Origin of the sequence: Microbacterium xanthum (genome assembly GCF_034531355.1) — a bacterium.
GTDB lineage: Bacteria > Actinomycetota > Actinomycetes > Actinomycetales > Microbacteriaceae > Microbacterium > Microbacterium xanthum.
In genome coordinates this window covers 59,262-72,340 of sequence record NZ_JAWHUE010000001.1, presented here as the reverse complement: position 1 = coordinate 72,340, position 13,079 = coordinate 59,262, and the positions used below count along the sequence as shown (strand labels likewise).

Sequence of the window (13,079 nt, the reverse complement as noted above, 5' to 3'; positions counted from 1 at the left end):
TAGGAGCTCCTCACGGTAGGCCCGCCCGCGTCGGGTGGATGTGCACGCTGCGCCCAGGCGTGGACGCGGCCGGTGAGACGTCCGGGTGGGGAGGAGAGGTGTCTGCCCCGCCCGCCTCAGAGATCGTCGCGTTCGAGGCGGGGGAGCGGCTGGGTCTCGATGAGGAGGTGCTCCTCGGGTTCTCGCTGCTGCGCCAGGGGGAAGGAGACGCGGAAGGTGGCTCCACCCCCGGGGGTGTCCAGAACCCGGACGTCGCCGTGGAGCGCGTCCACGATCGATGCCACGATCGACAGACCGAGTCCGGTTCCGCCCGTCTCCCGGGTGCGCGAGGTATCCGCCCGCCAGAATCTCTGGAAGATCTTCTCCTTGAGCTGGTCCGGGACGCCCTCGCCGTGGTCGACGACCTCGATCCACCCCGTCGAGGCGACGGGGTCGACCCCCACCCGCAGCTCGATGGGGGAGTCATCGCCGGTGAACCGCCGAGCGTTGCCGAGCAGATTCGCGACCACCTGGCGAATGCGGTTCTCGTCCCCGCTGACGACCGGTTGGGGACGCCGCACCGCGATGGGCAGGGTGTCGGCGTCGGGGTCCGCGGGTGCGGACGGTGGCGTCTTCGAGCGGCGGCGCAGCAGCGAGGCGCCGGCGCGGGCGATCACCGCCGTGGGCGGCGACGTACGTTTCTTCGCGTCGGTGTCGGACTCGCCGGCGGGGGTGTCGCCACCGGGCAGGACGGCGTCGATCGCCTCGATGACCGTGACCGTGCGCTTGGGTGATGTCGCGCGGACATCCAATGCCGCGTCCCGCGCGACCGGGCGGAGGTCGACGGGGGTGATGTCGACGTCTCGGCGCTCATCCAGGCGCGCCAGTGCAAGGAGATCTTCGACGAGCACGCCCATGCGGATCGCCTCCTTCTCGATGCGATCCATCGCCTGCGCCGTGTCGTCGCCCGGTGGGATCGCCCCCATCCGGTAGAGCTCCGCGTAGCCGCGCACGGTCACCAGCGGCGTTCGCAACTCGTGGCTCGCGTCGCCGATGAAGCGTCGCATCTGGCGCACCGTCGCCTCGCGCTGCGAGATGGCCGCGTCGATGCGGCCGAGCATGGTGTTGATGGCGATCTTCAGGCGACCCACTTCGGTGCGGGGTTCGATATCGGTCATCCGCTGGCTGAAGTCGCCCGAGGCGATCGACATCGCGGTGTCTTCGACCTGACCGAGGCTGCGGAAGGTGAGCGTGACCAGCCACCGTGTGCCGAGGGCTCCCGCCCCGAGGATCACCACGGAGATGACCGCGTAGATGCCGAGGAACGTCGCCACGACCTGATTCGTCGACGCCGTGGAGACCACGACCATCTGGGTGAAGAGGTCGCCGACCCCGTCGGGTTGGAACACGTCGACGGCGGCGAGGAAGCGCTCGTCACCCTCGACGTCGGGGAGGGCGAACGGGGAGAGCCCGCGCGCCGCGGTCGCCTGCAACGTGAAGGTGTCGGGGAAATCCGGCTCGATACCTCCGGAACCGCCCGCGACGGCTTCGAGGGCGCCGTCCGGGCCGTACACGGCGACGAAGTACGGTGTGGGCGGCACATCGTCCTCATCGCGAGGGGTGAACGAGACCTGTCCTCCTTCGACCTCCACATCGATCAGCCCGCTCACCGCATCGGTGGAGGCGTACCCGCGCACGCTCGCGTCGATGCTGTTGTAGAGGGTGCTGCGCAGGAAGGTCATCGTGCCGAAGCCGGCTGCGAAGAGTCCCACCGCGAGGAGGGTGACGGTCACGCCGGTGACCTTCGCGCGCAAGCTGATGCCGCGCCACCACCGGGTGACGGCATCCGTCTCGGAACCCAGGGCGCCCGCCTCCTCCCGTTTGCGTCCGGCGGGCCGGATCAGGCGGACTTGCCGGTCTTGAGCATGTAGCCGAAACCGCGCTTGGTCTGGATGAGCGGCTCGGACGAGTGCGGATCGATCTTCCGGCGCAGGTACGAGATGTAGCTCTCCACGATTCCGGCGTCACCGTTGAAGTCGTACTCCCACACGTGATCGAGGATCTGAGCTTTGGACAGCACCCGGTTCGGGTTCAACATGAGGTACCGCAGCAGCTTGAACTCCGTCGGGCTCAGCTCGATGGCGGTGTCGCCGACCTGCACGTCGTGGGTGTCCTGGTCCATGGTGATCTCCCCGGCGCGGATGATCGAGTCCTCGTCGGCCTGCATGGTGCGGCGGAGGATCGCCTGGATGCGGGCGACGATCTCGTCGAGGCTGAACGGCTTGGTGACATAGTCGTCGCCGCCGGCGTTCAGGCCGGTGATCTTGTCGTCGGTCTCGTCTTTGGCCGTCAGGAAGAGGATCGGTGCGGTGTAGCCGGCCCCGCGGAGCCGCTTGGTCACGCTGAAGCCGTTCATGTCGGGGAGCATGACGTCGAGCACGATGAGGTCGGGTTCCTCCTCGAGCACAGCCGAGATCGTCTGCGCGCCATTGGTCACGGCGCGGACCTGGAACCCGGCGAAACGCAGGCTCGTGATCAGCAGGTCACGGATGTTCGGCTCGTCGTCCACGACGAGGATGCGCGGTGCGGTCATAGGGTCATTATTGCCAGGCTTTTCAGGAACCAGCTGGATATCGCGCGGTTCGCCGGGCATCCGGTCACTCCAAGGTCTGCGCCGAGACGGTGAAACCGTGCGCGCGCAGGCGGTCCGGCAACACCGTTCCCAGCGCGTTCATCGGCGTCGACACGCCCCCCGGACCACCCTCGGCGCCGGCGAGGGCGAGGCCCGACTCGGCGAGCATGATCGCGGTCCCCCCGTAGGCAGGATCGTACGGGGCGGCGACGGTTGCGCGCACCGCGGGTCCGCTGACGGGGTACGCGTCGACGTCGAGGTGGAAGCGGCCCTCGGCCATCGTCTGTTCGGAAGGGCCTTCGCCGGGTGCCGGGAGGAACCGGTCGACGAGCGCCCGTGTCGGCGCGAAGAACATGGCCGCCGCGAGGGCGCCGATGCCGACACCCAGACCTGCGGCCCGCGCGCGCCCCTTCAGGCCTCGGCCGGTGTCGACGACTTCGCGGTACCGCATGTGCTGGCCGTACCCCCATCCGGTCAGATGGTTGGTCCGGTTGACGATCTGGCGGTTGTAGGGACTCATCACGAAGGGGGCCTGCCACGTCCGCGTGGCCGGGTCGCGACGGATCCCGCCACGCCACTCCGAGTCCGGGAGGAGCGACGGAGGTCGGGTGCACAACGCGTAAGGGTCGCTGATGAGCTGGCGCAGATGCGGCTGGGTCCGAGCTTCGATGATCTGCTGCCGCATCGAATCGACGGTGCCGCCGCTGATGCCGCCGCGCAGCGTGCGAACCTGGCCGGTCGCCTCGATCAGGGGGATGCCGCCGGCCTCGCGGTGCGCGAGTCCCACAGCGAGGTCCGAGGGGACCGAATCGAATCCACACGAATGGACGATGCGAGCGCCGCTGTCGCGGGCGACGGCGTCGTGGTGTCGCACGCTCTCGGCCACGAAGGCGGTCTCTCCGGAGAGATCCGCGTAGTGGGTGCCGGCGGCGGCGCACGCGGCGACGACGGTCATGCCGTAGCGGAGGTAGGGGCCCACGGTCGTCACGACGACGGTGGTTCGTCCGGCCATCCTGGCCACGCTCTCCTCGTCGGCCGTGTCGACGACGAGTACGGGCCAGTCGACCTGCAGGCTCGTGCGCACCTCGTCCAGACGCCGCTGCGATCTTCCCGCCAGGGCGATGCGCATGCCCGCCGGGGCGTGCCGGGCCAGATGCGCCGCCGTCAGACGGCCGACGAACCCCGTCGCGCCGAGGAGGACCAGATCCAGGTCACGCGAAGCTTCCGTCATGTCTTCGACTCTATGCGCGCGTCGTGACGGGGTGGGCCGCGCCCGTCCTGTCAGGCGGCGTCGAGCCGGTCGGCATCCATGATCGTGTACGCGTACCCCTGCTCGGCGAGGAATCGTTGCCGATTCTGGGCGAAGTCCTGGTCGACGGTGTCGCGTGCGATGAGCGTGTAGAAACTCGCGGTGTGGCCGGATGTCTTGGGCCGCAGCAGGCGCCCGAGTCGCTGCGCCTCCTCCTGTCGCGACCCGAAGGAGCCGGAGACCTGGATGGCCACCGAGGCCTCGGGGAGATCGATCGAGAAGTTCGCCACCTTCGAGACCACGAGCACCGAGATCTCCCCCTCGCGGAACGCCTGATAGAGCTCTTCGCGCTCGTCCACGGGCGTCTGGCCGGTGATCTTCGGTGCGCCGAGGGCATCCGAGAGAGTGTCGATCTGCTCGAGATACTGCCCGATGATGAGGATGCGCTCCCCTTGGTGTCGGGCCACCAGGTCGCGGACGACGTCGATCTTGGCCGGAGCCGTCGCGGCCATCCGGTAGCGGTCGTCATCGGCTGCGGCGGCGTACTCGAGGCGTTCGTCGGCCGGGAGGTCGACACGTACCTCGTAGCACGCGGCCGGGGCGATGAACCCCTGCGACTCGATCTCCTTCCAGGGCGCGTCGAACCGCTTGGGCCCGATGAGGCTGAACACGTCGCCCTCACGCCCGTCCTCGCGCACGAGGGTCGCCGTCAGGCCCAGACGCCGTCGCGCCTGCAGGTCGGCGGTGAGTTTGAACACCGGTGCCGGCAGAAGGTGCACCTCGTCGTAGACGACCAGACCCCAATCCAGGGCATCCAGCAGCGCGAGGTGCGCATATTCGCCCTTCCGCTTGGCGGTGAGGATCTGGTAGGTCGCGATCGTGACGGGCTTGACCTCTTTGGACTGGCCGGAGTACTCGCCGATCTCCTCGGCGGTGAGCGAGGTGCGCTTGAGGAGCTCGTCGCGCCACTGACGGGCGCTGACGGTGTTGGTCACGAGGATGAGGGTCGTCGTCTTGGTCGCCGCCATCGCGCCGGCGCCGACCAGGGTCTTGCCGGCACCGCAGGGGAGCACCACGACACCCGAGCCGCCGTCGTGGAAGGTGTCGACGGCCTGGCGTTGGTACGGACGCAGCGTCCAGCCGTCCTCGGCCAGATCGATGTCATGCGGAGTGCCCGGGGTGTAACCGGCGAGGTCCTCCGCGGGCCAGCCGATCTTCAGCAGCTCCTGTTTGATGTGCCCACGTGCCCACGCATCGACCACGTAGCTGTCCGGCGTGGGATGACCGATCAGCAGGGGCTGGATGCGCTTGTTCTTGCCGACTTCGGCGAGCACCGGCGCGTCGTCGGAGCGGAGGATGAGATCGCCGTCGTCGGTGCGTTCGATGGTGAGCCGGCCGTAGCGGGCGACCGTCTCGCGGATGTCGGTGGACACCGATGGCGGCACGGGGAACCGCGACCACCGGTCGAGGGTGGCCAGCATGTCGTCGGAATCATGCCCGGCGGCGCGGGCGTTCCACAGACCCAATCGCGTGATGCGGTAGGTGTGGATGTGCTCCGGGGCGCGTTCGAGCTCGGCGAAGATCGCCAACTCGTGACGTGCGCTCTCGGCGTCGGGGTGCGCGACTTCGAGGAGCACCGTGCGGTCGCTCTGAACGATGAGGGGGCCGTCAGCCATAGCGTTCGAGTCTACCGGCCCCGAGCAGCCGGGTCGCCGCGCCGGTCAGGCGGGCGCGACGCGGACGATGCTGCGGAGGGGGAGGGTGCGTTCGACGTCGGCGGAGCGGTCGAGCCCGCGCAGTCGCCCACCGCCGAGGCCCGAGGCCTCGAGGATGAGGTCGCGGTCGCTTCCGTCGGGCATCCGGACCGAGACGCGGATGGCGGCACGGGCGCGCACCGCCTGCTCAAGCTCTCGCTCGAGCCATGCCTCGTCGCTGTCGGTGCTGTGCCCGGCGCGCAGACGCGCGATGAGTTCGCCGTACCGTGCCGGCCCGTCTGCGGCGGCCCTCGTGGCACGTCGCGACCGTCGCGGCGACGTGGGGTTGCCGTCGTCGTCGATCACCGTGACCGGGTAGCGGGCGTCGGCGAGCGCCCAGGCGACCGCGTCCCGCGTGACGCGGGTCAGCAGAAGCTCGCCCTCGGGGACGAGCCCGAGCGGCCGCAGCCCCTGATCGACGGACAGTGCCTCGCGCCTGTGCGGGTCGTCCACCTCGACGACGGTGATGGCTCGAGAGGCGTCCGCGCGCACCCGCACGGCACCGTGGCGCTGCGCGGTGCTGTCGAGGAGGTATTCCAGCGGTTGCGGGATTCCGGTGAGGGAGAGCGCGCTGAGGAACTCGCGGATGCTTTCGGCGGTCTCGCCGTCGGTGAGGCCGGCGTCGAGCGAGTCGCCGGTGAACCGGTAGGTGGAGGCCTGTGCGCGCGACTCGCGCGCGGCGATCCGGCGCAGGCGGAGCTCGAGGTCCGGCAGCAGCGGGCCGGGTGCGATGACGGACAGGTCGGCTTGGAGATAGACGCGGTCGATCTCGGCGGGCAGATGCTCGCGGAGTGCGCCCGCGTCGATCGACCCGCCGGTGCGCAGACCCGCGGTCCAGATCGGTTCTGCGCCTTCTGCGGTGCTGAGCCCCCACCGCACCAGGATGCGGGTCCAGGTCTCGGCCGCATCGGGCCAGTCCGTGTCGAGGGGGTAGGCATCCGGTCGCTGGGCGGCGGTGACGATACCGCCGTGCACGTCGCGGAGTCCCGCCGGCAGCGCGCCGACGATGCCGGCGGCGATCCTCTCCCAGCGCTCCGCGGTCGGGCGGTGCAACCAGCGGTCGCCTTCCGCCGATACCGTCGCCTCCCGGTCGCCCGTGTCCACCAGGCGCGCGGCGTGGGCGACGGCGACGAGGTCGTCGAGTTCGGCCGCATCGGCGACGATGCCCGCCTCCTGCAGGCGGCGCCGATCGGCGGCGGCGACGGACCCCGTCGTGGTGAGGGCGAGGGAGCCGCTGCCCGCTGCCAGCAGCAGGTCGGCGAGGGCACCGGTCGCGGTGAAGGCGCGCTCGGCGGCCGAGGCCTCCTGCGGCGGTGTCGCCGCAGGAGGGGGCGCATCGTCGGGTGGGGTGAGTGCTGTCGGCTGTGTCTCTCGCAGTCGACGCACGCGCGCTGCGACGGCACCGGGCACACCGTGCGGCAGCAGCAGCTGCGCATCTGCGGGGACCGCCGGCGCCGTGCCGTCGCCACCGTCGGCGAGCCGCGTCAGGTCGGCCAGGGCTCGCCGAGGCAGATGCTGGAGGGCGCGGTCGATCGAGGCCGGCTCCAGCAGACCTTCGGCGGCGTCGAAGAAGTCGCGCCACGCGACTCCGGCCGACACCGCGCGCCACGTCAGGACCTCGGCGAGCCGCGCGTCATCCAGTCCTGCCAGCTGCAGGGCCAGTGCGCGCTCGTCGGAGACCACTCAGGCTCCGCGGTTGGCCCGCGACCTCCGCACGAGCGTCATGATGAGCACCGCGAGCAGCATCACGAAGGCGATCGGTGGCGCGAAGTAGACCGTGAATCCCACGGTGGGCCAGATGCCGGAGCTCATATCGGCGCCCGCGCCCGAGCCGATCATGATCGCGAAGAAGCACACGATCGACAGGGCGAGCAGTCCGAGCGACATGAACGCCAGGATGCGGTCGATGCGGCGGATCGGGACATCGCCGCCGGGGGTTCGGGTGCTCATCCGTCTCAGCGTAGCGGAGGGGTCCTCCACGGTGCTCTCCGGCTCCGGATCCGGCGTTCGTCCACTCCGGCCGGTGACGTAGTCTTGATGCGGGGTCGGATCGGCCCCGGTTTCACCCTGCCCGCGTACGGGCACCGATCAGCGAGGTTTCGATGCCCACCGGCAAAGTCAGGTTCTACGACGAGGACAAAGGGTTCGGCTTCATCTCCACCGATGACGGCCAGGACGTCTTCCTCCACGCCACCGCGCTCCCCGCGGGAACCCCGGCGCCCAAGCCCGGCGCTCGTCTTGAGTTCGGTGTCGCCGACGGCAAGCGCGGACTCCAGGCCCTGTCGGTGCGGGTGCTCGAGTCTCCGGTGAGCCTGTCCAAGCGTGCGCGCAAGCCCGCCGACGACATGGCCGTGATCATCGAGGACCTCGTCGGTCTGCTCGACGGAGTCGGCGGGGACCTGCGACGCGGCCGGTACCCCAGCGGATCGCATTCCAAGAAGATCGCCGCGGTGCTGCGCAAGGTGGCGGATGACCTCGACGCCTGAGACCCCCGACCCGGAGCGGCAGGTCGCCGAGGCGGCCCTGCTCGCCGACCCTGCGCTGCTCGAGGCGCACGACCTCGCGCTCGCTGCGTTGCGTGAGATCACCCCCGACGCCACCATCGGCGAGCCCGCGGGGCACCGTGCCGAACCCGATGGCGTCGTCTCGCTCCTCTTCGCGAACCGCCTCGCCGGGTATCCGGGCTGGTTCTGGACGGTGAGCCTGGCGCGGCTCGGTGACGCGGAGCCGACGGTGCTGGAGGTGGAGCTCCTCCCGGGTGAGGATGCTCTTCTCGCGCCGGAGTGGGTGCCGTGGGCCGAGCGGCTCGCCGACTATCAGGCGGCCCAGGCCGCCGCCGCGGAGGACGACTCCGACGATGACTCCGATGACGAGGACGATTCCGACGACGAGGATGACTCCGACGAGGACGATTCCGAGGACCAGGGGGCGACCTCGATCCTCCACGCCGGTGACGTCGACGGTGTCGACATCGACGAGCTCGCCCCCGACGGGGACGACCCGGAGGATGTGCCTGACGACGTCGCCGACGAGAGCGACGCGGGGCCCGACGCCGACTGATCCGTCGGCGCCGGCTCGCGTTCAGCCGAGGCGTTCGACGGTGTAATCGATCGCGCGGATGAGGCTGCGCACGTCATCCGGGTCGATCGAGACGAAGGTCGCCACCCGCAGCTGGTTGCGCCCGAGCTTGCGGTACGGCTCGGTGTCCACGATGCCGTTGGCGCGGAGGCTTCGCGCCACGGCCGCCGCATCGATCGACTCGTCGAAGTCGACCGTGACGACGACCGGGGAACGGTCGTCCGGGTCGGCCACGAACGGACGAGCGACGCGGGATGCATCCGCCCACTCGTACAGCGCGGTCGATGACTCCGCGGTGCGCGCGGCGGCCCAGCTCAGACCGCCGTTGTCGAGGATCCACGCCAGCTGGTCTTCCAGCAGCAGCAGTGTCGACAGTGCCGGGGTGTTCAGGGTCTGGTTGAGGCGGGAGTTGTCCACCGCGCTCTTCAGGCTCAGGAAGTCCGGGATGTATCGGTCGGTGGCGGCGATCCGCTCGACCCGCTCGATCGCCGCCGGCGACATCGCGGCGAACCACAGCCCGCCATCCGAACCGAGGTTCTTCTGCGGGGCGAAGTAGTACACGTCGGCTTCGGCGAGATCCACGTCGATCCCGCCCGCGGCGCTGGTGGCGTCGATCACCGTGAGCGCCCCGTCATCGCCCGACACGCGCCGTACCGGCGCGGCCACGCCGGTCGAGGTCTCGTTGTGGGGCCACGCGTACACGTCCACGCCCGCCACCGGCTCCGCGATCGCCCGCGTGCCGGGTTCGGCGTTGCGGACATCGGGGGCGGTGAGCCACGGCGCCGCGGCTGCTTTGGCGAACTTGCCGCCGAACTCGCCGAAGACGAGGTTCTGGCTGCGGTTCTCGATGAGGCCGAAGGCGGCGGCATCCCAGAATGCGGTGGATCCGCCGTTGCCCAGGACGATCTCGTATCCCTCGGGCAGGGAGAACAGCTGGGTGAGGTGCTCGCGCACCCGTCCGACGAGGTTCTTCACCGGCGCTTGGCGGTGCGACGTGCCGAGTACGGATGCGCCGCGTGTCACCAGCGCTTCCAACTGGGCGCCCCGCACTTTCGACGGGCCGCAACCGAATCGTCCGTCGGTGGGCAGAAGGTCACGGGGGAGCTCGACGTGCGCCATGGGACGAGTCTACGGTTCCCGTCGGCGCCCTCGGAACGCCGCCGGTGCGCTACCGGCCGCCGCCGGCATCCCCCTGCAGCAGACCGGTGTGCTCGCCGCGGCGCTGACGTTCCATCGGGTCGTCCTCGCGCCCGCCGGACTCCGCTCGACGGGCGCCACCGCCGTCCATCACTTCTTCCAGCGGCGCGGGCACCGCTTCGCGGCGCAGTCGCTCCTTGGCCTCGTGCTCGACGAGGACGGGGATGAAATCGCGCACGCGCCCGCCGTCGAGTCGACGGCGTTCCTCGTCGACGATCTGCTCGACCCGCGTCCGCGCGACCGAGGGGAACCTCTCCGCCAGTCGGTCGATCGCGTGGTCGATGGCGACGTCTTCGTCGCGGGCGGGCGAGGCCGCCGGTTCTTCGCTCATGGGTGAAGTGTGCGCCCGCGTCGGTCGCGGGCGCAAGGGGTCGTCCGCACCGGCCGTCGTCGGGGGCGGATAGGCTGTCTCTGCCCGTTCGACAGCTGTGAGGGACCGCGACATGACCGATCTCATCGACACGACCGAGATGTATCTGCGCACGATCCTCGAGTTGGAGGAGGAGAACATCGTGCCGCTTCGCGCGCGCATCTCCGAGCGCCTCGGACACTCCGGTCCGACGGTGTCGCAGACGGTGGGGCGCATGGAGCGCGACGGTCTCGTGGTCGTCTCCGACGACCGTCGGCTGGAGCTGACCGACCTCGGTCGACAGAAGGCCGTGGACGTGATGCGCAAGCACCGCCTCGCCGAGCGTCTGCTCTCGGACGTGATCGGGCTGGACTGGGCGTACGTCCATGAAGAGGCGTGCCGGTGGGAGCACGTGATGAGCGAGCAGGTCGAGCGCCGTCTGGTCGAGCTCCTCGGTCACCCCACGGAGTCGCCGTATGGAAACCCCATCCCCGGGCTGGACCTGCTCGGCGATGTGCCCGGTGCGACGTTCGAGCAGGGTGTCGTGGGCCTCGTGCGCCGTCTGAACGGTGCGGACGGGGCCGTCTCGGGCACGGTGCGGCGCCTCGCCGAGCCGGTGCAGGTCGATCCCGAACTGCTGGAGCAGCTTCGGGAGGCCGGAGTGGTCCCGGGCGGGCAGGGCGAGTTCCGCTTCAGCGAGGGCTATGTGCTGGTGCAGATGGCCGGAGCGGCCGACGCCCTCGAACTGCCCGTCGAAGTCGCTTCGCACATCTTCCTGGTCGACGACGCGGCCTGACCTCCCACGCTCCACCCGGTGCGCCCCGAGCGTGACTTATTCGTTATCTTCGGGTAGCCTGGCCCGGTCCCTTACCCCCGCTCACGCCCGGGTGGGGATGCTGAGAAGGTCGCCTCCCTGGCTCGTCGCCTTCGCAGCGAACCGCACACTGTGCCCCCGACACCAGTGCCGACGAGTCAGCGCCCCCGGCGTCGAGGCGCCGGAGGATTGATTTGGCTGAAGAGAACCACCCGCACGACGACCACGTCGCCGTCCCGGCCTCTCGACGCGACCGCGCACGGCAGATGGCAACCCGTGCGAAGAACAGCGTCGCGCGCCGAGCGACGGCCCCGGCGGCTCGGGCCCGCGACGCCGCGTCGGCCACGCGTCGCCCGCTGCGCAACCTCGTGATCTTCAGCATGGTCGGTGGCCTCGTCGCGACCGTCGGCCTCCCCGCGTACGGCGCCATCACTCTTCCCTCCGAAGAGCCGCAGACCCTGCAGCAGGTCGCTGAGCAAGACGCGCAGTCCCTCGTGATCGCCTCGGCCGCCGACGCCGGCGACGCCGAGGAGCCTGTCGACCTCGGTCGCGAGAGCTACTCCGCGACCACCGCCGAGGAGATCGAAGAGAAGAAGGCCGAAGAAGCGGCCGCGGAAGCCGCTGCGGAGCGGGCGCGACTGGCCGCCGCTTCCGCCAGCGCGGAGCAGGAGTCGTCGCAGAGCTCGTACTCCGTGGACCTGTCGATGGTCGCTCCGGGATCCGGCGCGGTGCGGTATCCGCTGGCCGGCGGCTACACCGTCGGCGACGGGTTCCTCGCCCGAGGCGGCTCGCACATGGGCGTCGATCTGCTCGCCCCGGCGGGGACTCCCATCTACGCCGCCGCGGGCGGCGTGGTGCGCATGTCGCAGGAGAGCCTCGGCGGCTACGGCGTGGCCGTCGTCATCGACCACGTCATCAACGGGCAGTCGGTCACGACGACGTACGGACACATGATCTACGGCAGCCGTCAGGTCGTCGCCGGCCAGACCGTCGCGCCGGGACAGGTCATCGGCTTGGTCGGGACGACCGGGCGCTCCACGGCCAACCACCTCCACTTCGAGGTCGCCATCGGCGGGTCCAACGTCGACCCCTGGGCGTGGGTGCAGCAGAACGCCGGCTGACTCCACACCGGCGTGTTCGCGGACGCGCCATGTTTCGTTCACCCTCGGAATCCGCCCTCGGCGTCTCTCGGTGCACTACCCTGAGACCGACGCTGAGAGAAGCGGAGGGAAGCCGATGGAGAGTGCGCCTCGCATCCGAACCATGGATGCGCTCGGACTCCTCGTCCTCCGGCATTCCATGAGGGGAAGCCGCGGCCCTGCCGTGGTCTCAAAGGCGCTGTCCGTGTGACAGCGCCTTTTTTCATGCCCGAAGCCTCTCGATCCGTTGTGATTCGAATAACCGCGAAGCCGTCCCGGCCGTTCGAGAGGAACCACTATGCGCACCCTGGTGCTGAACGCGGGGTATGAGCCGCTGGCCGTCGTGTCCTTCAAGAGGGCGCTCGTGCTGGTCATGAATGACAAGGCCACGGTCGTCGAGCACATCGACGACCACCCCGTCTGGGGGACCGTGGCCTCCTACGACCGCCCGGCGGTGATCCTGCTGACCCGGTACGTGCGTGTTCCCGGCAGTCGCCGCGTGCCGGTCACGAGGCGCGGCGTGTTGCGCCGGGACGCCCACCGTTGCGGGTACTGCGGCGCGTCGGCGTCCACGATCGATCACATCGTCCCGCGCTCTCGGGGCGGTGCCGATTCGTGGGAGAACCTGGTGGCCTGCTGTCTGCGGTGCAACAACGTCAAGAGCGATCGCACGCCGCAGGAGATGGGGTGGAAACTGCGATTCACACCGGGGCCTCCGCGGGGCGCGCAATGGACGGTGCGTGGCACCGAGCGCACGGACCCGCAGTGGGAGCCGTATCTCGCGCTCGCCGCCTGAGTGACCTGCACAATCGAACATAGATATTGATTTCCCGCTCTCCATGTCGGAGCCGGGCGCTATCGTCACGTCATCGCATTGATTGGTTAGAA

13 protein-coding genes are annotated in these 13,079 nt (G+C 69.9%); 5 read left to right on the top strand and 8 right to left on the bottom strand.

Features of this window, described 5'->3' with window-relative positions; all coding sequences use genetic code 11:
- Positions 1–116: 116 nt before the first annotated feature.
- The 6 genes from RZO50_RS00360 to RZO50_RS00335 all read right to left on the bottom strand — a co-directional run bounded on the left by RZO50_RS00360 (position 117) and on the right by RZO50_RS00335 (position 7,564).
- Positions 117–1,721: a sensor histidine kinase gene (locus RZO50_RS00360; protein WP_322598705.1), complete on the bottom strand. Its 1,605-nt coding sequence runs from the start codon at positions 1,719–1,721 to the stop codon at positions 117–119.
- Between the two features lie 158 nt (positions 1,722–1,879).
- A complete protein-coding gene (locus RZO50_RS00355; protein ID WP_322597736.1) occupies positions 1,880–2,572 on the bottom strand; it encodes a response regulator transcription factor in 693 nt (230 codons plus the stop codon).
- 64 nt (positions 2,573–2,636) lie between these two features.
- Complete coding sequence (locus tag RZO50_RS00350) at positions 2,637–3,842, bottom strand: saccharopine dehydrogenase family protein (RefSeq protein ID WP_322597735.1); 1,206 nt, start codon at positions 3,840–3,842, stop codon at positions 2,637–2,639.
- 50 nt (positions 3,843–3,892) lie between these two features.
- Positions 3,893–5,536: a DNA repair helicase XPB gene (locus RZO50_RS00345; protein WP_322597734.1), complete on the bottom strand. Its 1,644-nt coding sequence runs from the start codon at positions 5,534–5,536 to the stop codon at positions 3,893–3,895.
- 45 nt (positions 5,537–5,581) lie between these two features.
- Positions 5,582–7,297, bottom strand: a complete 1,716-nt coding sequence (locus RZO50_RS00340; RefSeq protein WP_322597733.1) for a helicase-associated domain-containing protein — start codon at positions 7,295–7,297, stop codon at positions 5,582–5,584.
- A complete protein-coding gene (locus RZO50_RS00335; RefSeq protein WP_322597732.1) occupies positions 7,298–7,564 on the bottom strand; it encodes a multidrug ABC transporter ATPase in 267 nt (88 codons plus the stop codon).
- 152 nt (positions 7,565–7,716) lie between these two features.
- Between RZO50_RS00335 and RZO50_RS00330 the strand changes: the two genes are divergently transcribed.
- Both RZO50_RS00330 and RZO50_RS00325 read left to right on the top strand, forming a co-directional pair.
- Positions 7,717–8,100 carry a cold-shock protein gene (locus RZO50_RS00330; RefSeq protein WP_322597731.1) on the top strand — a complete coding sequence of 128 codons (384 nt, stop codon included), beginning with the start codon at positions 7,717–7,719 and terminating at the stop codon, positions 8,098–8,100.
- A complete protein-coding gene (locus RZO50_RS00325; RefSeq protein WP_322597730.1) occupies positions 8,084–8,674 on the top strand; it encodes a DUF3027 domain-containing protein in 591 nt (196 codons plus the stop codon). The genes RZO50_RS00330 and RZO50_RS00325 overlap by 17 nt, the downstream gene beginning before the upstream one ends.
- A gap of 21 nt (positions 8,675–8,695) precedes the next feature.
- On the opposite strand, the gene serC is transcribed toward RZO50_RS00325, so the two are convergent.
- Both serC and RZO50_RS00315 read right to left on the bottom strand, forming a co-directional pair.
- A complete protein-coding gene (serC, locus tag RZO50_RS00320; protein WP_322597729.1) occupies positions 8,696–9,811 on the bottom strand; it encodes a phosphoserine transaminase in 1,116 nt (371 codons plus the stop codon).
- A gap of 49 nt (positions 9,812–9,860) precedes the next feature.
- Positions 9,861–10,220 (bottom strand): three-helix bundle dimerization domain-containing protein, encoded by a 360-nt coding sequence (locus RZO50_RS00315; protein WP_322597728.1) that lies wholly within the window; start codon positions 10,218–10,220, stop codon positions 9,861–9,863.
- A 112-nt stretch (positions 10,221–10,332) separates the two neighbouring features.
- On the opposite strand from RZO50_RS00315, the gene RZO50_RS00310 reads away from it, so the two are divergent.
- From RZO50_RS00310 to RZO50_RS00300, 3 genes are all read left to right on the top strand, one after another.
- Positions 10,333–11,034, top strand: a complete 702-nt coding sequence (locus RZO50_RS00310) for a metal-dependent transcriptional regulator (protein ID WP_322597727.1) — start codon at positions 10,333–10,335, stop codon at positions 11,032–11,034.
- 212 nt (positions 11,035–11,246) lie between these two features.
- Positions 11,247–12,173 carry a M23 family metallopeptidase gene (locus RZO50_RS00305; protein WP_322597726.1) on the top strand — a complete coding sequence of 309 codons (927 nt, stop codon included), beginning with the start codon at positions 11,247–11,249 and terminating at the stop codon, positions 12,171–12,173.
- Between the two features lie 316 nt (positions 12,174–12,489).
- On the top strand, positions 12,490–12,987 hold the full coding sequence (locus RZO50_RS00300; RefSeq protein ID WP_322597725.1) for an HNH endonuclease: 498 nt from the start codon (positions 12,490–12,492) through the stop codon (positions 12,985–12,987).
- Positions 12,988–13,079: the final 92 nt, after the last annotated feature.

Bases quoted from the DNA above. Each gene is read 5' to 3' on its own strand.
- RZO50_RS00350 (WP_322597735.1), bottom strand. From the start codon at position 3,842: ATGACGGAAGCTTCGCGTGACCTGGATCTGGTCCTCCTCGGCGCGACG.
- RZO50_RS00345 (WP_322597734.1), bottom strand. From the start codon at position 5,536: ATGGCTGACGGCCCCCTCATCGTTCAGAGCGACCGCACGGTGCTCCTC.
- RZO50_RS00315 (WP_322597728.1), bottom strand. From the start codon at position 10,220: ATGAGCGAAGAACCGGCGGCCTCGCCCGCCCGCGACGAAGACGTCGCC.
- RZO50_RS00355 (WP_322597736.1), bottom strand. From the start codon at position 2,572: ATGACCGCACCGCGCATCCTCGTCGTGGACGACGAGCCGAACATCCGT.
- RZO50_RS00325 (WP_322597730.1), top strand. From the start codon at position 8,084: ATGACCTCGACGCCTGAGACCCCCGACCCGGAGCGGCAGGTCGCCGAG.
- RZO50_RS00330 (WP_322597731.1), top strand. From the start codon at position 7,717: ATGCCCACCGGCAAAGTCAGGTTCTACGACGAGGACAAAGGGTTCGGC.
- serC (WP_322597729.1), bottom strand. From the start codon at position 9,811: ATGGCGCACGTCGAGCTCCCCCGTGACCTTCTGCCCACCGACGGACGA.
- RZO50_RS00335 (WP_322597732.1), bottom strand. From the start codon at position 7,564: ATGAGCACCCGAACCCCCGGCGGCGATGTCCCGATCCGCCGCATCGAC.
- RZO50_RS00300 (WP_322597725.1), top strand. From the start codon at position 12,490: ATGCGCACCCTGGTGCTGAACGCGGGGTATGAGCCGCTGGCCGTCGTG.
- RZO50_RS00310 (WP_322597727.1), top strand. From the start codon at position 10,333: ATGACCGATCTCATCGACACGACCGAGATGTATCTGCGCACGATCCTC.
- RZO50_RS00360 (WP_322598705.1), bottom strand. From the start codon at position 1,721: ATGACCTTCCTGCGCAGCACCCTCTACAACAGCATCGACGCGAGCGTG.